This window comes from Nonomuraea sp. NPDC050643, assembly GCF_040654715.1.
Taxonomy (GTDB): Bacteria; Actinomycetota; Actinomycetes; order Streptosporangiales; family Streptosporangiaceae; genus Nonomuraea.
On the sequence record NZ_JBFAIM010000013.1, the window covers coordinates 1 to 18,233 of the forward strand.

The window sequence follows — 18,233 nt, forward strand, 5'->3', positions numbered from 1 at the left end:
CCCCGCGGGCCGCCCCGGCCCCCCTAAGGGCGGGGCGCGGGCCCCCCCCGCACGGGGCCGCCGGCCAACCCCTCGGGCCCCCCCCGCCCCGCCCCTATCCCGTGAGCGTGATCGCCCGGGCTGGGCAGATCCGCGCGGCGTCGCGGACGTCCTCGTGCAGCCGGAGGTCCGGGCTGTCGCGGAGGAGCACGGCGATGCCGTCGGTGTCGCGCTGGTCGAACACCTCGGGGGCGATGAGCACGCACTGCCCCGAGCCGGCGCAGGCGTCCTGGTCGACGGTGACCTTCATGGGCTTGCTCCTTCCGGGTTCTACCAGGTGACGGGCAGGTCGCGGACGCCGTAGAAGACCGCGTCGGGCTTGAACGTCAGCTCCTCCAGCGGTACGGCCGGCGCCAGCGTCGGGACGCGCCGGAAGAGGGTGCCGAAGACGACCTGAAGCTCCACCCGGGCCAGCGACTGGCCCAGGCACTGGTGGGCGCCGTAGCCGAAGGCGACGTGGTGGCGGGCCCTGCGGCGGACGTCGAGGGTGCCGGGGTCGGGGAAGGCGGCGGGGTCGCGGTTGGCGGTGCTCTTCACCGCGATGATGCCCTCGCCCTTGCGGATGAGCCGCCCGCCGATCGCGAGGTCCTCGCGCGCCACGCGGCGGGCCTCGGTGTGGGTGATGGACAGGTAGCGCAGGAGCTCTTCGACGGCGCCGGCCACGAGGGCGGGATCGCCGGTGTCGCGGATCGCGCTCAGTTGCTCCGGGTGGGCCAGCAGCGCGGCCGTGCCCAGCGCGATCATGTTCGCGGTGGTGTCGTGCCCGGCCACCAGCAGGAGCTGGCCCATCGTGGCGATCTCGCGCCGGGTCATCTCGCCGGTGCGGTAGTGCTCGACGGCCAGCCTGCTGAGCACGTCGTCGCCCGGCTCGGCGTTCCTCTTCTCCACCAGCCTCTCCAGGTACGCCTCCAGCTCCCGGCTGGCGGCCATGGCCTGGGCCGGGTCGCCCTGGTCCATGACGAGCTCGCCGGCCACGCGCTGGAAGAAGGCGCGGTCGGCGTACGGCACGCCCAGCAGCTCGCAGATCACCAGCGAGGGCACCGGGAGCGCGAACGCCTCCACCAGGTCGGCCGGGTTCGGGCCGGCGAGCAGGTCGTCGATGAGGCCGTCGACGAGCTCCTGGATCGTGGGCCGTAGCGCCTCCATCTTCTTGATCATGAAGTCGGCGGTCAGCCGGCGCCGGTGGGTGGTGTGCTCGGGGGCGTCCATCTGCATCAGCGTCTTCATCTGCGCGTCGCGCGCCTTGCTGACCGCGTTGGTGTGCGGGAAGCCCGGCTCGGTGACGTCGACGCCGGCCCGCCGATCGCGCAGCAGCTCGCGTACGTCGGCGTAGCGGGTGACCAGCCAGGCGGTGCCGCCGTCCCAGAGCCGCACGCGCGAGACGGGCTCCTGCTCGCGGCGGCGGCTCAGCTCGGGCGGCGGGTCGAACGGGCATCGCGCCGCACGTGCCATCGGGAACGTCGCCTCTGGTGACAGCGCGTCGGTCATGACGTCTCCTTCACGTGGTCGGCTGTGCGGTCGGCGCGGTGGTCGGCGGGGTGGTCGGCGCGGTCCGCCGCGCGGGCGGTGAGGGCGCCGATCGCGCAGATGAGCGCGAATCCGAACAGCATGTACCGGGCCGAATCGAGCATCGAGGCCCCGCCCAGGTTGACCAGGACGCCGGCGACCGCCGTGCCGAACGCGATCGACAGGCTCGTCACCGTGGCGATGGCCGCGGCCGCCCGCCCTCCTTCCTCCGGGTCCCGGGTGCTGGACATGACGGCCACGGCCAGGTGCGGATAGGCCAGCCCGACCCCCGCGCCGGCGACGATCAGCACCGGCACCCAGACCAGCACCAGCCAGCCGGGCGCGTCCTCGCGCTGCAGCAGCCCCTGCGCGAGGAACCCGGCCGCCAGCAGCAGCGGCCCCGCGACACGCAGCCGCCGGATCGTCCCCTCCTTGATCACCGAGGAGCTGATGAGCTGGGTCCCCGACCAGCCCAGCGAGATGGCCGCCCCGAAGAACCCGGCCGCGACCGGCGGCAGCCCGCCCAGCCGCTGGCCGAACAGCGGCACGAACGACTCCACCGCCACGCCGAAGGCCAGCAGCGCCAGCGTCAGGTACACCCACTTCAACGGCGACCCCGCCTGGTACGTCGTACGCGGGAAGACCCGCACCTCGCTCCGCCGCTCGTGGGCGACGAACGCGGCCACCAGCAGGAGCGCCACCACGACGCCCGCCGCCATGGGCAGGGGGCCGGGCAGCACCCCCGCCAGGCTGACCGCCGCGGTGGCGGCCGTGACCAGCAGCAGCGACACGACGGGCACCGGTGCCCGGACACCGCCGCGTTCCCCGCGCGGCAGCACCCGGGGCACCAGCAGGGCGCACACGGCCGCGATCACCGCCATCAGCACGAACGCCGGCCGCCAGCCGCCGAACTGGGCGAACACCCCGCCCAGCGCCGGGCCGGCGAAGTTGCCGACGCCGTACATCGCCGACATCAGCGCGTTGCCGCGTGTCCAGAGCCGCTGCGGCAGCGCCGACCGTACGGCGGCGAACCCCAGCCCGGACAGCAGCCCAGCCCCGAGACCCTGCAGCCCGCGCCCGGCCAGCAGCATCGCCATCACGGGGCTCACCGCGCAGGCCAGCGACCCCACCAGGAACACGCCGAAGCCGGCGAGGTAGGCGCCGACGCCGCCCCAGCGGGCCAGGACCCGGCTGACGAGCATCGTCGCGATGACCATGGCGACGAGGTAGACGGTCATGTTCCACGCGTAGAAGCCGGCGCCGCCGATGTCGGCCACCACGGTCGGCAGCAGGCTGGCGGCCAGATAGATGTTGACCGCGCCCACCAACACCCCGACGGCGAGCACGATCGCCGCCCCGGCGTGCTCGGGTCCGAGCAGTTCGCGCCAGGAGGGCGGGGCGGAAGGAACGGAGGCGACGTTCACGCCGCCCGCCCCGGCCACTCGCCGGAAGGGGTACGGCTCACGGAGCCGCCCGGCCGGTGGCGCGAGCGTTGGTCACAGGTCTCGATGGCGGGCTCAGGACAGAGCCGGCCGTCGTCACGAACAGTCATGACGTCAAGCCTGTCCTTGAACAGGTTCCGGAGACTTCGGCCTGCTGCCGCACCTCCTGCCAGAGGGCGGCGGGCGCGAAGTCTCAAGCCGCGGAGCAGGCCGCCGGCCGGGAGTCAGCTCTTCGACGAGGAGCCTTTGCCCTCGCGCAGCAGCTCCAGCATCCCGTGCAGGTGGGCCACCGCGGACTCGATGTCGTCGTACTTCTGCTGCGCCGCCCGCGACTCGGCGGACAGGACGCCGCACAGGTGCACCCTCTCGAAGTCCCCGTACGGGAACTTGTAGTGGCCCTTGTTCTCCTCGTCCTGCTCGTCGTCGATGCCGAGGTACCACTTGCCGTACTCGCGCATGCCGTGCTCTTCGATGAACTCGTTCTCCTGCTGGGCCGTCGGCTGGTGCTCGCTCCAGCCGTCACGGTCGTCCAGGACGACCCGCTCGTCTTTGGCCAGGCGCTTGGCGTGGTCGAACGCACGCGCGTTCAGTTTCACGGTCATGCCCGGCCCCTACCCCCGGGACGCACGCGAATTCCGCGCGTGCGGGCGGGGGCGCCAGGGCTCCCCGCCGGCGGCCGCGTTCGCCGCGGGGGCCGGCGGGGAGCCCGAGCCCGCTAGTCCCGGGTGGCGGACGACGCCGAGGAGGAGTACGCGGCGACCTGGCGGCTCGCCTCGGGCAGGCTGCCCAGCTTGTTGACCTCGTTCGTCAGCCCTTCGAGCACGGCGCGCAACTGGACCTGGGTGACCTCCGCGAAGGTACGCAGGTAGGCGATGCGGCGCTCCAGCTCCTCGGCCTCGGCCGAATGGACCTGTCCGCTCGAGCGGTAGACGCTGACCGCCTGGCTGGCGGCCTCCTCCGCCTGCTGCTGCGCCTCCTGGAGGAGCTGCTCGTACTGCTGGCGCGCCTGGGCCACCAGCCGGCGGGCGTAGTCCTCGGCCTCGGCGATCTGGGCGTCCGCGGTCTGCTGGGCGCGGGACAGGAGGTTGACCGCGTCGACGTTGAGCCTGGCCCGCTGCGCGCCCGGGCTCGCGACGTCGGTGCCGTGGTCCTTGTACCAGTTCTTGAGCCGCTCGACCTCCGCGCGCAGGTCGGCCTTCTCCATGTCACCGGCCGCCATGTCCTCGGCCAGGCGGTACAGGAAGGTGCGCACCTCGTCCTCGCTGAAGCCGCGGTGCCCGAGCTTGGTACGTGAGAAGTCCTTGTTCCGTATCCGATCCGGTGTAAGTCGCTGGCGGTCGTTCGATGGGCGATGAGCCCACGGCGTCTCCGTCATTGCTCCCTACCTCCAGCACTGGTGAACTCGTCGAAGCGGATTTGGCCGGGCGGCACGCCGGCGTCCAGGAGCCGGGAGACCGAGCTCTGGACCATCTCTTCGGAGCCGCACACGAAGACGTCCTGCCCGTGCCACGCCTTCAGCGCGACGTCCACCGCGTAGCCGTGCTCCCCGCTGTAGAAGTTGTCGTGGGACACGACGGGGACCACGTTCAGCCACGGGTTCTCGGCGTCCATCTTGGACAGGGTCTCGATCTCGTACAGCTCCCGGGAGGTCCGGGCGCCCACGAAGAGGCGGACGTTGCAGCGCGGCCCCTCGTAGGCCACCTGCTCCACGATCGCCTTGAGCGGAGCCAGGCCCGTGCCGCCGGCGACCAGGAGGAGTTCCCTGGGCCGGCTCGTGTCGAGCGTCAGTTTGTCGCCCACCGGTGCGCCGATCTTCAGGATGTCGCCACGCTGCGTACCGTGCACCAGGGCCGTGCTGACCGTGCCGCCGTCGACCACGCGTACGTGGAAGTCGACGGTGTTGTCGCGGCGCGGCGCGTTGGCGAAGGAGTAGAAACGCCACATCCTCGGCCGCAGCGGGACCGAGACCGACGCGGACTGTCCCGCGCGGAAGGGGTAGGGGTAGTTCAGGCGGGCGCGGATGACCGCGATGCCGGGAGCGCGTACCTCGTGGAGGATGATCTCGCCCTCCCACCAGGGCGGCGACGTGGCCGACGCCTCTTCTGCCGCCTCGGTCATCACCTTGGCGACCAGGCCGTACGCCGCCGTCCAGTCGCGCGCCAGGGCGGGTGTCCAGCGATCGCCGAGGAAGTGCTCCAGGGTGGCGAGCAGCGCCTGCCCGACGGCGGGATAGTGCTGGGCGACCACGGAGAACTTGCGGTGGTCGCGGCCGAGTTGCTGGAGGAACGGGACCACGTCCTCCACCCGGTCGACGTTGCTGACGACGTGCCCCAGCGCGTTGACGAGCCGGTCTCGCTGGGTGGCCATGGAGACCGGGAACATGCCGCGCGTCTCCGGGTACATCAGGAATAAGGCGGAGTAGAAGAACAGCGGCACCTGGTCGCCCGACTGGGCCACCAGGTGCCAACTGCTCTTCAGAGCTTGCGTGTCCACTTACCCGGCTGCCTCTGCGGGCTGTTCGACGATGGCGTCGCGCACCTGGCCCAGGACCGTGACGACGTGCTCGACGACGTCCTCGTCGGCGCCGTGCTCCCGGAGCACCGCGACGAGCGCGCCGCCGACCTTCTCGTAGTGCTCCCCGGTGATGCCCATGCCCCTGTGCGCGTCGGCCAGGTCGCGGCCTTCGTACACCTCCGGGCCACCCAGGACGGAGCACAGCAGCATGACCATGTGCCGCTTGAGCCTCGCCAGGTCGACACCGTCGAAATACGGCTTGAGGTCGGGATCGTCCAGCGCGACCACGTAGAACTGGTCGACCACTTCGCGGACGGTTGGGGCGCCGACTTTCTCATAGTACGAAGCCATTGGGACTACAAAACCTCCTAAATCAGGACATGGGTGTTTACAGGGAGTAAATGCGCCTGTTCGCGCTGTTGCGACGCCTTTCCTGCTGGACGGGTCATCAGCCGGTCGCCCAGGCGCTCTCCACAGGGAAGGTCACGCCCTCGAGATAGGTCTTCGCCATGCGGCTCATCGACCAGGCTGCGCACGGACATCTCATCTACCTGCGCCGTTACCGATTTCCGCCACCACAGCCGACGCTGCGCGCGATCTGAGCGCCATTCATGCCCCCATAGAGCGGATCCTGTGCAGGCCATATACCTGTACTGGCCCTTAACCCATCAGGCTTTCCGAGCACGCGAACATGTCTCAGGAACACTAGGGGGTGATCACATCGCCCGCAACCCATACCAGACCGACAATGCCGCGTTTTTCGGGCGGCCATTCCCGCCTTTAGTGGCCATTCCACGCGGAACAACCGATATCTCCACCAGACCGGCGCTTTGCCGGGTAAGATCATGGATTCGGCGCTGAACTGGGAGGACAACTCGTAGGCCACGTCTTCGCCCCCGGGGCAGACCGTCATCGACCGGCGAAGGCCGCCCACGCCGGGCGGCGGAGACCGTCGCCCTGACCACGCTCCGGGGCTGAGGCCGGGACGCCCCTGACCACCCGTGCTCCTCAGCCGAGGAGGATGTTGCGCAGGGTTCGGGTCAGGTGGTGGACGAGGACCTCGGAGGTCATCTCCGACAGTGGCCCGGACTTGATGACGTAGCGGCTGAAGGTGACCCCGATGAGGTGCGCGCCCAGCAGGTCGATGCGCTCTTCGGCGTCGGGTCCGGTGATGAGGGCGCGGTAGGACTCGATGCTGCGCTGCCGCATCGCGAGGTAGAGGTTGGTGGCGGCGTGTTCGTCGGAGGCGGCGCCGCGGATGAGCGCGATGAACGGGTCGTTGCCGTCGGCGTGCTCCATGCGGTCGACGAACGTCTGCGCGATCCGCTCGGGCAGCGTCTCCGGGCTGCCGGGCATCAGGTCCCGCAGGTCGCGGCCCTCCGGCATCGCGGCGATGAACAGCTGCTCCTTCGACGAGAAGTGCCGCATGACCAGGCCGTGGGTGACGCCGGCCCGCTGCGCGATCTCGCGGATGGTGGCGCGGGCGTAGCCGCGCTCGGCGAACGCGGCGCGGGCCGCGTCGAGGATGGCGGCGCGGCTCGCCTCGGGATCGCGCCTGCGCCTCTTGGTCGTGGGTTCGCTGCTCACGCGCCAAGCGTACAGGTGGTCATTAGCGGTGGCGCCGCCAAGCGATCGACGGCCACTGAAGACTCACCAGTTCCGGTAGTACCGGTAGATCAGCGAGTCGTTGTACGGGGTGTCGTCCCACCAGTGCCGCATGCGTGGCCCCTGACCCCACTTCGACACGATCATGGTGGTGGACTCCACCTCGATGCCGGAGTGGTCGTCGTTGACCCACCGCCATCGCATGTTCGGGCGCAGGCCCACCCCGAAGGTCCACTCCAGGAAGCTGCCGTCCAGCCAGTACGCGTGGTGGTTCGGCCGGTTCATCCACACGTTGCCGAACGGCGAGGTGGAGTACCAGGCGTACGCGTGGCAGTTGTACTTGCGGGTCGAGTCGGTCTCCCGCGTCGCGCCCGGGTGGGCGGCGGCGACCAGGGCGTTGTAGTGCAGGATCGTGCCCGGGCTCAGCTCGATGTCCCTGACCTCGACGGTGACCGGCGTGCCCTTGGGGGTGTAGACGGTGCCCAGGTGGTCGAGGGTCGTGGCGGGGGTCCGCACCCGGTGGGTCCTGCCGGGTTCGGCGAAATGGCGCTCGACCGCCCGTACGACGGCTTCCGCCTCCGCCGTGGTGGACGCGGTGGCCTCGCGCAGGAGCCGCAGATGGTCCCAGGTCCAGCCCTCGCGGGTGGCCAGCGCGCGGCCCAGCAGCGTCGCGGTGGGCTCCAGCCCGGCCGGGCCGTAGGCGGGCTCGGTGCTCTTGGTCACGTACGTCCGGTGCGCGGTCCGCAGCGCCGACTCCGTCTCGTCGGCCGAGAGCGTGGCGAGCGCCTGGGGCTGGGCCAGCAGGGTCTCCACCGCCCACGCCGCCAGCACATGGGAGCCCTTGGCCAGGGCGTCGCCGTCCTTCGGCGGGCGGGCGTCCAGCGCCGCGTACCTGGACAGCAGCGCGGGACCGGCATCGGGGCGGCGCAGCAGTTCGGCGAGCCCGTTGAACCGGGCCGCCACCGCCTCGACCCCCTGCTGGACGCTGCTGAACCACAGGGCCTCGTGCAGCAGCGGATAATCCAGCACGGTCGAGACGAGGTCGTCGGTGGACATGGAGGCGGCCATGCCGTCGGGGAACTGGAGGGCCCGGATCCTTTCCGCGTGGGTTTTCATGGCCGCCCATTCCTTCGTCCCTGGACGGACCGGGAAAGCATAGGGATCGCGCACCGCGAAGGCCGGCGTGGAGACCAGCACGGGCGTCAGCGCCGCGGCCGCGAGAAATGCGCGCCTGGTGACAGCCATTTTCTTTCAGCCCCTTTCGAATTCGCGTGCGCACAGCGTCCAGCAGGAAAGATCGACCGTCCAGAGTAAGGGCGTTACTCACCGGGAGCCGCCGGATCGCGGCCGAATACTCAGCCGGGCGGCGCGAATTCCAGGGACCACATGAAAAGGGCGCGGAAATCAAGGAGGACCGACTGCTCTACCCGCCTCCGGGCGGCCTTCATAGCCTGCGAGGCGAAAGCGAAAGGCAGGCTACGTCAAAGGAGGTAAGGAAATGGTGAGACGTCTCAAAGGCGCCGTCATGGCGCTGGCCACGGGGGCCGCGCTCGTGGCGCTGCCCGGCGTACCGGCCGACGCGGCGATCGTGCGTACGGTCTGCGCCTGGAACGTCCCGGCCGGCTGGGTCAAGACCGACGACACCTGGGACCCGACGCGCTGCGGAAACCCGACCTCCATCGTCTACAACGTGTGGACCATCGAGTCCTATTACGACAAGCCCATCGGCTGGAACATGACGGTCTGCGCCGGCTGGCAGCCCGTCGGATGGGCGGTGACCAATACCCGCTGGGACCCGACGCGTTGCGGGCACCCCACGTCGATCGTCAGCAATATGTGGACCATTCAGCGTTACTTCTGACCCGAACGTGACGCCATCCCCGCCCCGGTCCCGGGGCGGGGTTCTTCGCATGGGAGCAGCGGAGCCTTGGATCAGTCCGACCGGTCGAGCCTTTAACTCAGGGCAGTCGCGTTCATCTGGCCGGCACCCGCCGGGTGTGGATCAATGTTCCCGTGATCCGGCGGGAGATGACGACGTACTCAGGGAATGTGTGGCCTTTTCTGGGCCGGGAGCCGGAGCTGCGGGCGATTCTCGCGGCGCGCGACGATCGTGGCGGCGGCGTGGTCCTGGCCGGGGCGGGCGGGGTGGGCAGGAGCAGGCTGGCGCGCGAGGCGCTGGGCCGGCTCGGCCCGGCGCGCGAGTGCTGGGTGGCGGCGACCCGGGCGGGGGCGGCCATCGAGTTCGGGGCGTTCGTCCATCTGCTTCCCGACGACGCCGGGCCCGACCGGCTGGAGGTCATGCGGCGGCTCGCCCGCCGCTTCCAGGAGATGCCCGGAGCCGTCCTCGTCGTGGACGACGCGCATCTGCTGGACCCGGCCTCCGCCGCGTTCGTCCACCATGTCGCCACCCGTGAGCTGGCCTTCCTGGTCGTCACCCGCCGGACGGGCGAGCCGGTGTGCGACGCGATCGCCGCGCTGACGAAGGAATGCCTCCTCGCCCGGATCGACCTCGCGCCGCTCGGACCCGCCGTCGTGACCGAACTGCTGGACGTGCACTTCGGCCACTGGCTCGACGCCGTCAGCCGGCGCGAGCTCGCCCGGCTCAGTGGCGGCCACCCCCTGATGCTGCGGGAGCTGCTGCACGCGCTCCAGGAGTCCGGCACGCTGCGGCGGGTGGGCGGCGTCTGGCGGTGGGACGGCGTCCTGACGGTGACGCGGCGGCTCTCCGAGACGCTGGACGAGCAGTTCCCCGATGCCGGGGAGCGCGTTCGCGCGGTGCTGGAGACGGTCGCCTGCGCCGAGCCGGTGCCCGTCGCGGTGCTGGACCGCGTCGTCGATGACGCGGACGCGCCGGCCGCCGCCGAGCAGCGCGGCCTCGTGACCGTGGAGACGTCCGCCGGCGGCAGGCGGGTGGCGCGGATCGCCCACCCGCTGCACGGCGAGGTGATCAGGGTGACGCTCTCGGCCGCACGGGCGCGGACGTTGTGGACGCGGCTGTCCGGCGTCATCGAACCGGGCGAACCCGGCAGGACGTGGCCGCTGGACGCCGAGGTGCCCATCGAGCCGGACCGCCTGCTACGGGCCGCCCGTACGGCGCTGGCCCGCCACGACCTCGGCACGGCCGAGCGGTTCGCGCGGGCGCGGGGTGCGGCGGCCGATCTCCTGCTCGCCGAGATCCTCACCCGGCAGGGCCGTTACGAGGACGCGGCGGACGTGCTCGCGCGCTGCCCCGGGTCGGCGCGGCGGGCGATCGTCTGGGCGGTGGTGTCGTACTGGGGGCGCTCCGACGTCGCGGCGGCCGACCGCGCGCTCGCGGAGGCGACCGGGCGGGCCGAGGAGGCCGAGGTGGTCCGCTGCTGGATGCTGCTGCTGGAGGGCCGCGTCGAGGAGGCCGACAAGACGGCGAAGGCCGTGCTGCGCGGGCCCGGCTGTCCGCGTGCCTGCCTGGTCTGGGCGGCGGCCTGTGTGATCGCGGCGGCCGGGCTGCGCGGGCGGCTCGGCGAGGCGGCGCAGACCTACGCGTCCTTCCACGGCACGCCCGCCCGGTTCGCGTACTGCCTGGCGCTGCTGGTGAACGGGCAGCCGTGCGACGCGCGCCCGCTGATCGGCCAGGGGGACGAGGGCCCGCCGGCCGTGGTCGGGCTGTGGACGGCCTGTCGTGGCGCGGTCGCCAGGGCCCAGGGGGAGCCGGAGACGGCGATCCGGGCGCTACGTGAGGCCGTGGCCCTCCTGGACGGCCACGACCCCGGCCACCTGAGCCCGCTCTGCCAGGCCGAACTCACGGCCACGACGGCACTGACCGGCACCGCGACCCTGACGGCCACGACAACCCCGACAGCACTGTCACCAGCCGGCGCAACGGCGGCGGGTGGTGTGGCGGCGGCGGGCGGTGTGGCCGGTTGTGTGGTGGCGGGTGGTGGTGTCCAGGTTGTCGGGGGTTCTGTCAGGCCGCTCTTCCGGCCGTGGGTGGAGCTCGGCCGCGCGTGGTGCGTGGCCGCCGGAGGCGACACCCGTGGCGCCGCCGAACGCGCCAGGCGGGCCGCGGACCTGGCCCGCCACGCCGGGCAGCCCGCCGTCGAGGCGACGGCCCTGTACGACGCCGCCCGCCTGGGCCAAGCCCGCGCCGTACGGGCCCGCCTGTCCGTCCTGGCCGCCGAACTACGCACCCCGGCCACGTCGGCCATGACCGAGGCGGCCAACGGCCTGGCCAGGTGCGACCCCGGAGCACTGGAGCGGGCCGCGGCGGCGTTCGCGCGGCTGGGCCTGTGGTTGCACGCCGCCGAAGCCCAGTCAGCCGCCGCCAGGTCGCACCGGCACACGGGACGGCACGCCCACGCCAACCGTTCGCACGAGAAGGCCGCCCTGCTCCGCGCCCGTTGCCCCGGCGCCCTGACCCCGCTGCTGGACGCCGCCTCCCCCGTGGACGTCCTGACCCGGCGGGAGCGGGAGGTCGTCCTGCTGGCCGCGGCCGGTCACCGCAGCAGGGAGATCGCCGCCCGCCTCGCGCTGTCCGTCCGCACGGTGGACAACTACCTCTCCCGCGCCTACACCAAGCTCGGCGTCTCCGGCCGGGCGGCGCTCGCCGATCTGCTCGCCCGATAACCACAAGCGGCCCCACGCGGAATGGCATAGGCTTTTCTTGATCCAGACTGCTGACCGCGGGAGATGTGTTCATGCCGTCAGGAGCACGTGGTGATGCCGTCGCCGGCCCGTTGAGCGCGCTGTTGCGATCGTGGCGCGAGCGAGCGCTGCTGACCCAGGAGGAGCTGGCGGAGCGGGCGGGGCTCAACGTACGCACCGTCCGCCGGCTGGAGTCGGGCGAGCTGCGGCGCCCTCGTGGCACGTCGATCCGGCTGCTGGCCCAGGCGCTGGAGCTGGACGACGCGGAGCTGTCTCTCCTGACCCGTGCCGGCAGCGCGCCCCCTCCCGGCGCCCGCCCGGCGCGTCCGGTGCCCCGGCAGTTGCCCGCCGACGTGGCGGCGTTCGTCGGCCGCGCGCGGGAGCTGGCCCTGCTCGGCGACGCGGCGACCGTGGTGATCACCGCGTTCGACGGCATGGCCGGGGTCGGCAAGACCGCGCTGGCCGTGCACGCCGCGCACCGGCTGGCCCCCCGTTTCCCCGACGGCGACCTCTTCGTGGACCTGCACGGCTACACGCAGGGCATGGCGCCGTCCGACCCGAGCGACACGCTCGCCCGGGTGCTGGGTCTGCTGGGCGTGCCCGGCGAGTCGATCCCGCAGCACGCCGACGACCGGGCCGCCCTCTACCGCAGCGTGCTGGCCGGTCGCCGGATGCTGATCGTCCTGGACAACGCCGCCGACGAGGCGCAGGTGCGCCCGCTGCTGCCGGGCACGAGCGGTTGCCTGGTGCTGGTCACCAGCAGGCGGCGGCTGATCGGCCTCGACGACGCCCGTACGGTGTCGGTCGACGTCCTGCCCCTGGCCGACGCGATCGCCTTGTTCACCCAGACCGCCGGGGCGGAGCGGGTGGCCGGGGCGGCGCGCGACGAGCCGGCCGAGGTGGTACGGCGGTGCGGGCTGCTACCGCTGGCGATCCGGCTGGCCGCGGCCCGGCTGAAAGACCATCCGGCGTGGAGCGTGGGGCACCTGCTGGAGCGGCTGGAGGAGCACCGGCGGCGGCTGGGCGAACTGCAGGCCGGGCAGCGCAGCGTCACCGCCGCGCTCGACCTGTCGTACCGGGAGCTGGGTGAGGCGGAGCGGCGCGCGTACCGGCTGCTGGGGTTGCACGCCGGGGCGGACATCGCGCCCGACGCGGCCGCCGCGCTCCTCGACATCACCGCCGCGCGGGCCTCGGCCCTGCTGGATCAGCTGATGGAGGCGCACCTGCTGCAGGAGCCGGCGCCCGGCCGGTTCCGGCTCCACGACCTGATCCGTGCCCACGCCGCCGCCACCGCCGCCGGCGAGGAGCCCGAGGCCGACCGCCGCGCCGCGCTGACCCGCCTGCTCGACCACTACTGCCGGGCCGCGTCGGCGGCGATGGACGAGCTCTATCCCTACGAGGCGGACCTGCGGCCGTCGTTGGGCGGGGCACCGGCGCCCGCGATGACGGATGCCGCCGGGTGGCTGGAGGCGGAGCTGGCCAATCTGCTCGCCCTCGCCCAATACGCCGCCGAGCACGGCTTCCCCGCGCACGTCCAGCACCTGTCGGCCACGCTGCACCGGTGCCTGTTCACCCGTGGCCGGTACGCCGAGGCCGAGAGCCTCCACGTGCGGGCCCTGTCCGCCGCCGCGGACCGCACGGGCGAGATGGAGGCCTACATCGGGCTCGGCTGGATCCGCTACGTGCAGAGCCGCTACAAGGAGGCGATGGAGGACACCCTGACCGCCCTCGACCTCGCCCGCGCCGTCGGGCACCGCTCCGGCGAGCTGCGCGCGCTCAACGGGCTCGGCATGATCTGCTCGGTCCAGGGCGAGTTCGCGCGGGCCGCCGAATATCTGGCGCGGACGCTCGACATCGCCCGCGCGATCGGTCACCGCAGCGGTGAGCTGGACGCCCTGATCAGCTCCGGCAACATCCACCGGGTGATGGGCCAGTACGAACGGGCCGACGAGAACCTGGCGCGGGGTCTCGAGCTGGCCCGGACGATCGGGCACCGCACCGGCGAAGTACGCGCGCTCCTCGGCCTCGGCCACCTCCGTCTCGGCCGCGACGAGCACGAGCCCGCCACCGCCCGCTTCACCCAGGCCCTGAGCCTGGCCCAGGCCGCCGGGCACCGGCTCGGCGAGCTCGACAGCCTGCACGCGCTCGGCTCCCTGCACCGCCTCCACGGACGCTACGAGCAGGCCCGCGACTGCTACCAGCAGGTCCTCGACCTGGCGCGAGAGATCGGCAACCGCAACTGGCAGTTCGAGGCCATCCACGGGATGGGCCGCCTGTGGCACGACTCCGGCGACTACGAGCAGGCGCTCGACAGCCACCACGAGGCCCTGACCCTGGCCTCCGAGCTGGGCCAGCCGGGCGACCAGACTCGCGCCCACGACGGCCTCGCCCACGCCCACGCCGCGCTCGGCCGGCACGAGCGGGCCCGCCACCACTGGACCCAGGCCCTGACCATCCTGGCCTCGCTCGGCACCGACCACACCGACGAACGCGGGGTGGACGTCGAGAATATCCGCGCCCACCTGGGCACATGACCTGGATGGAACCGAACGCAGGCCCTGCGGACGCCCCTCTCACCCCGGCGGAGGAGACGGCCGTACGAGAGCTGCTCGACGCCGACCACCAGCGGACGTCGGCCCGCATCGCCATGCTGAGCAGCGATCGCGACGAGATCGTGCGGTCGTCGGCACTGACGGCCTCCGACGACGAGCACGACCCCGAGGGAACATCCACCGCCTTCGAACGCGCCCACGTCCAGGCCCTCCTCGACCAGGCCATCGCGCACCTGGCCGACCTGGAGCTGGCCCGCGAGCGGCTGCGGGCGGGCGGTTACGGGGTCTGCGCGACATGCGGGCGGCGCATCCCGGCCGAGCGCCTCATGATCCTCCCGGCCGCCAGGACCTGCGTCGGATGCGCGCCAGGCCGCCGCTGACCGGCTGCGGCGGTGCTCAGCCGCCCGGCTGAACCAGGCCGCTCTCGTAGGCCAGGATGACGAGCTGGACGCGGTCGCGTACCGCCAGCTTGGCGATGGCCCTGGTGATGTGGGTCTTGGCGGTGAGCGGGCTGATGGTGAGGCGTTCGGCGATCTCGTCGTTGGACAGGCCGAGCGCGACCAGGCGGACCACCTCCCGTTCCCTGCCGGTGAGGACCTCCAGCCACTGCCGGGCGACGAGGGCGGGCCCCCGCACGTGGGCGAAGCGTTCCACCACCCGGCGGGTGGCGCTCGGGGAGAGCAGCGCTTCGCCGGCCGCGACGGTGGCGACCGCCCGGCGCAGGTCGCCCGGCTCGATCTCCTTGGTGAGGAAGCCGCTGGCGCCGGCGCGCAGGGCGTCGAAGAGGTGCTCGTCGGTGTCGAACGTGGTCAGGATGATCACGCGGCAGCCGGGGACGGCGGGGTCGGAGACGATGCGGCGGGTGGCGGTGATGCCGTCCATGCCCGGCATCCGGATGTCCATGAGGATCACGTCGGGGAGCGTGGCCGTGGCCAGCCGCACGGCCTCGTCGCCGGTGGCCGCCTCCCCCACGATGACGACCTCCCTGGTACGCGCCAGCAGCCCGCGGAAACCGGCGCGCACCAGGGCCTGGTCGTCGGCGAGGAGCACCTTGGTCGTCATACGGGTGAGCCTGCCACAGGGATCCGCGCCCGTACCGAGAAGCCTCCTGGCGCGGAACCCACGGCGAGCGTGCCCCCGAGCGCGCTCGCCCGTTCCCGCATCCCGGCCAGGCCGTGGCTCTCCACGATCTCCTCGCAGCCGCGCCCGTCGTCCTTGACCTCGACGGTCACGGCGGACGGTGCCCGCTCGATCGTCACCTCGGCCGTGGTGGCCCCCGCGTGTTTGAGGGTGTTGGTGAGCGCCTCCTGGACGATGCGGTAGACGGCCACCGCCGGTGCGGCGGGCAGGGACGCGGGGTCGCCGCGCTGGTCGAGGACGACGCGCAGCCCCGCGGCGCGGGCGTCCGCGATGAGCGTGTCCAGGGCGGCGAGGTCGGGCTGGGGGGCGGTGCCGTCGGAGGTGTCGCGCAGGACGCCGATGAGGGAGGTGAGGTCGGCCATCGCGCGGTTCCTGACGTCCTTGGCCACGCGCAGGGCCGCCGCAGCCTCGTCCGGGGCCTCTTCGAGGGTGTCGGCGGCGACGTTGAGCTGGACGCCGACGACCGCCAGGGTGTGCGCGACGATGTCGTGCACCTCACGGGCCGCGCGGAGCCGTTCCTCGGCGGCGCGGGCGCGGCCGTCGGTCTCGCGCAGCCGCTCACGCCATCGCAGTGCGGTGGCGTGGCAGAGGCCCGCGCCGATGAGGCTCGCCAGCAGCAGCCCCTCACCGGCGATGTGGACGAGGAAACGGTTCGCGTTCTCGGAGAGGACCGGCCAGAAGTCGACGGCGGCGTAGACGAGCTGGGCGGCGCCGATGAGCGCCACCCATCGGACGCGTGGGGTGCACGCGGCGCTGAAGTACGCGATCGACGCCGGCCAGATCCAGCCACCCTGGAAATGGCTGTTGAAGCGGTAGAGGAAGATCGCGCCGATCGACAGCAGCAGCACGATCAGCGGCCACCGGCGCCGGAACAGCAGGAGCGCGCCGAGGAACAGCGCGAGCGGGATGAGACCCGCCCACGGGCTCTCGCGAACCTCGGCCGCCATGACCCCGGTGACCACGCCCACGACGGTGATGAGGGCGAACGCCAGGTCGAGGAGCCGGGCGGAGTGACGCACCGCTGCGGGCGCGCGTCGCGGGAACGGCGGTGCCATGAGGGGGCTTTCGCTTTCTCGAGGAGGGGATCAGACGTGGGTGACCAGGAGCGTCACGCCGGCCTCCCCGTCACAGTCCACCATGATGGGCCCGACCCCGTTGCCCAGCTTGGGGTCGAGAGTGGCCTTCGCCACGAACCCCTTCGGGTTGTCGTCGATGATGCGGACGTTGCGCAGGATCTCCTTGCGTACCCCGCCGACCACGGCCCTGAGCCGCTTGCCGTCGGTGCAGTGGCCGGTGATCGTGATCTCTTCGCCCCGCTTGGTGGTGGGGTTGGGGCTGACCTGGACGACCGCCCTGGCGCCCTTCGGGGGCTTCGGCGCGGCCGTCGTACCGGAGTCGCCGGCGGACGCGCCGGTGGCGCCGAGGGCGAGCAGGCCGGCGGTCAGGGTCAGGCCGGTGAACACGGTGATGATGATCTTCGTCACGTGGATCCCTTTCGGAGGAGATGCACCGTGACGGTAGGCCGGGCCGCGCCGCCTCCGCGTCGTCCGTGGCTCGTCACTTCGCCCTGCGCCGGACGCGTTACGTCCTACCTCACATGGTGTACGCCGGTTCGACCCCGTCGTAGTCGACCAGCAGGTGCCGCGGCCCGCGCAGGATGGGGCTCGGCCGGTAGGGAGGCGGGTCGGCGACCAACCGCGGCCCGCGTAGCCTGCGCACCAGCTCGGCCAGCACGATCTGCGCCTCCAGCCTGGCCAGCGGCGCGCCGAAGCAGTAGTGGACGCCGCCGCCGAAGCCCAGATGCTCGTTGCGGGCGCGGCAGGGGTCGAACCGGTCGGGATCGGTCACGTGGGCGGGATCGCGGCTGCCCGCGGCCAGCGCGAGGACGATGGGCGAGCCGGCCGGGATGGTGACGCCGGCGATGGTGATGTCGTCGAGGGCGACCCGGGACGACACGAGCTGCACGGGCGGCTCGTAGCGCAGCAGCTCCTCGACGGTGGGGACGATGAGGCCGGGGTCGTCGCGTACGCGGGCCAGCAGGTCGGGGTGGCGCAGCAGGGTGAGCATGCCGTTGGCGATGAGGTTGATCGTGGTCTCGTGGCCGGCGATGAGCAGCAGCACGGCGGTGGAGACGACCTCCTGCGGCGTCATGCCGCCCTCGGGGCCCCGGTAGGTGACGAACCCGGACAGCAGGTCCTCCCCCGGCTGCCGCCTCCGGGCCTCGGCGAGCCCGGCGAGATAGCGCTCCAGCTCCAGCGCGATGGTCTTGCGTTCGCGCTCCCGTTCGGCGCGGTCCTCCTCGCCGGGGCCGAGCGTCTCGATGATCTGGTCGGCCCACGCGTGGAACTGCGGCTCGTCCTCCTGCGGCACGCCGAGCAGCCGGCAGATCACCGCGACCGGCAGCGGGTAGGCGACCTCGTCGACGAGGTCGGCCCGCTGTTTGCCGGCGATCCCGTCGATCAGCTCGGTGGTGATGGCCAGCATCGCCGGGCGCAGCCCGTCGACCGTGCCGGGCGAGTGCGGCGGCCCGAAGTGGCGCATGGCCAGGTGGCGCAGCCGGTCGTGCTCGGGCGGGTCGAGCCCGATGAACGCCGGCGAGAGGTCCGGCGGCTCGGCGTCCGAGCTGAGGTTGCGGCGGTCGGAGCTGACGCGCGGGTCGTGCAGCAGCGCGACGATCTCGCGGTACGTGCTGACGACGTACGTGCCGTCCTCCTGCCGCGCCACCGGCGTCGCCCGGAGCTCTCCGAAGAGCGGGTACGGGTCGGCTCGCCCCGACGGGTCGAGGATCTGCTCGAAGACGTTGTGCGATGTCATG

At 72.4% G+C, this 18,233-nt stretch carries 18 protein-coding genes; 4 read left to right on the top strand and 14 right to left on the bottom strand.

Annotation, left to right across the window (positions count from 1 at the left end; all coding sequences use genetic code 11):
- Window positions 1-94: 94 nt before the first annotated feature.
- From AB0I15_RS18580 to AB0I15_RS18625, 10 genes are all read right to left on the bottom strand, one after another.
- A complete protein-coding gene (locus AB0I15_RS18580) occupies window positions 95-289 on the bottom strand; it encodes a ferredoxin (RefSeq protein WP_358096449.1) in 195 nt (64 codons plus the stop codon).
- Window positions 290-309: 20 nt separating this feature from the next.
- Window positions 310-1,527 carry a cytochrome P450 gene (locus tag AB0I15_RS18585; RefSeq protein WP_358096452.1) on the bottom strand — a complete coding sequence of 406 codons (1,218 nt, stop codon included), beginning with the start codon at window positions 1,525-1,527 and terminating at the stop codon, window positions 310-312.
- A complete protein-coding gene (locus AB0I15_RS18590; RefSeq protein ID WP_358096455.1) occupies window positions 1,524-2,969 on the bottom strand; it encodes an MFS transporter in 1,446 nt (481 codons plus the stop codon). Before AB0I15_RS18590 ends, AB0I15_RS18585 begins: the two co-directional genes overlap by 4 nt.
- Entirely contained in the window at window positions 2,966-3,097 is a 132-nt protein-coding gene (locus AB0I15_RS18595; RefSeq protein ID WP_358096457.1) for a hypothetical protein, read from the bottom strand. The genes AB0I15_RS18590 and AB0I15_RS18595 overlap by 4 nt, the downstream gene beginning before the upstream one ends.
- Window positions 3,098-3,211: 114 nt before the next feature.
- On the bottom strand, window positions 3,212-3,589 hold the full coding sequence (locus tag AB0I15_RS18600) for a hypothetical protein (protein WP_358096460.1): 378 nt from the start codon (window positions 3,587-3,589) through the stop codon (window positions 3,212-3,214).
- A gap of 113 nt (window positions 3,590-3,702) precedes the next feature.
- Window positions 3,703-4,362 (bottom strand): DivIVA domain-containing protein, encoded by a 660-nt coding sequence (locus tag AB0I15_RS18605; RefSeq protein ID WP_358096463.1) that lies wholly within the window; start codon window positions 4,360-4,362, stop codon window positions 3,703-3,705.
- Entirely contained in the window at window positions 4,359-5,480 is a 1,122-nt protein-coding gene (locus AB0I15_RS18610; RefSeq protein ID WP_358096466.1) for a globin domain-containing protein, read from the bottom strand. The genes AB0I15_RS18605 and AB0I15_RS18610 overlap by 4 nt, the downstream gene beginning before the upstream one ends.
- A complete protein-coding gene (locus AB0I15_RS18615; protein WP_358096469.1) occupies window positions 5,481-5,852 on the bottom strand; it encodes a group 1 truncated hemoglobin in 372 nt (123 codons plus the stop codon). It lies immediately after the preceding gene.
- A gap of 657 nt (window positions 5,853-6,509) precedes the next feature.
- Window positions 6,510-7,088, bottom strand: coding sequence for a TetR family transcriptional regulator (locus tag AB0I15_RS18620; protein WP_358096472.1), 579 nt, complete (start codon window positions 7,086-7,088; stop codon window positions 6,510-6,512).
- Window positions 7,089-7,151: 63 nt separating this feature from the next.
- On the bottom strand, window positions 7,152-8,351 hold the full coding sequence (locus tag AB0I15_RS18625) for a hypothetical protein (protein WP_358096475.1): 1,200 nt from the start codon (window positions 8,349-8,351) through the stop codon (window positions 7,152-7,154).
- A 253-nt stretch (window positions 8,352-8,604) separates the two neighbouring features.
- Between AB0I15_RS18625 and AB0I15_RS18630 the strand changes: the two genes are divergently transcribed.
- From AB0I15_RS18630 to AB0I15_RS18645, 4 genes are all read left to right on the top strand, one after another.
- Complete coding sequence (locus AB0I15_RS18630; RefSeq protein WP_358096478.1) at window positions 8,605-8,967, top strand: hypothetical protein; 363 nt, start codon at window positions 8,605-8,607, stop codon at window positions 8,965-8,967.
- 188 nt (window positions 8,968-9,155) lie between these two features.
- Window positions 9,156-11,708, top strand: a complete 2,553-nt coding sequence (locus AB0I15_RS18635) for a LuxR C-terminal-related transcriptional regulator (RefSeq protein ID WP_358096481.1) — start codon at window positions 9,156-9,158, stop codon at window positions 11,706-11,708.
- A gap of 110 nt (window positions 11,709-11,818) precedes the next feature.
- Complete coding sequence (locus AB0I15_RS18640) at window positions 11,819-14,260, top strand: tetratricopeptide repeat protein (RefSeq protein ID WP_358096484.1); 2,442 nt, start codon at window positions 11,819-11,821, stop codon at window positions 14,258-14,260.
- Window positions 14,261-14,265: 5 nt separating this feature from the next.
- Window positions 14,266-14,658, top strand: coding sequence for a TraR/DksA C4-type zinc finger protein (locus AB0I15_RS18645; RefSeq protein WP_358096486.1), 393 nt, complete (start codon window positions 14,266-14,268; stop codon window positions 14,656-14,658).
- Between the two features lie 16 nt (window positions 14,659-14,674).
- Here AB0I15_RS18645 and AB0I15_RS18650 read toward each other — a convergent pair whose 3' ends face one another.
- The 4 genes from AB0I15_RS18650 to AB0I15_RS18665 form a co-directional block, all read right to left on the bottom strand.
- Complete coding sequence (locus tag AB0I15_RS18650; RefSeq protein WP_358096489.1) at window positions 14,675-15,340, bottom strand: response regulator transcription factor; 666 nt, start codon at window positions 15,338-15,340, stop codon at window positions 14,675-14,677.
- Entirely contained in the window at window positions 15,337-16,473 is a 1,137-nt protein-coding gene (locus tag AB0I15_RS18655) for a sensor histidine kinase (RefSeq protein WP_358096492.1), read from the bottom strand. Before AB0I15_RS18655 ends, AB0I15_RS18650 begins: the two co-directional genes overlap by 4 nt.
- Window positions 16,474-16,503: 30 nt before the next feature.
- Window positions 16,504-16,902 carry a hypothetical protein gene (locus tag AB0I15_RS18660; RefSeq protein ID WP_358096495.1) on the bottom strand — a complete coding sequence of 133 codons (399 nt, stop codon included), beginning with the start codon at window positions 16,900-16,902 and terminating at the stop codon, window positions 16,504-16,506.
- A gap of 109 nt (window positions 16,903-17,011) precedes the next feature.
- A complete protein-coding gene (locus tag AB0I15_RS18665) occupies window positions 17,012-18,232 on the bottom strand; it encodes a cytochrome P450 (RefSeq protein ID WP_358096497.1) in 1,221 nt (406 codons plus the stop codon).
- Window position 18,233: the final 1 nt, after the last annotated feature.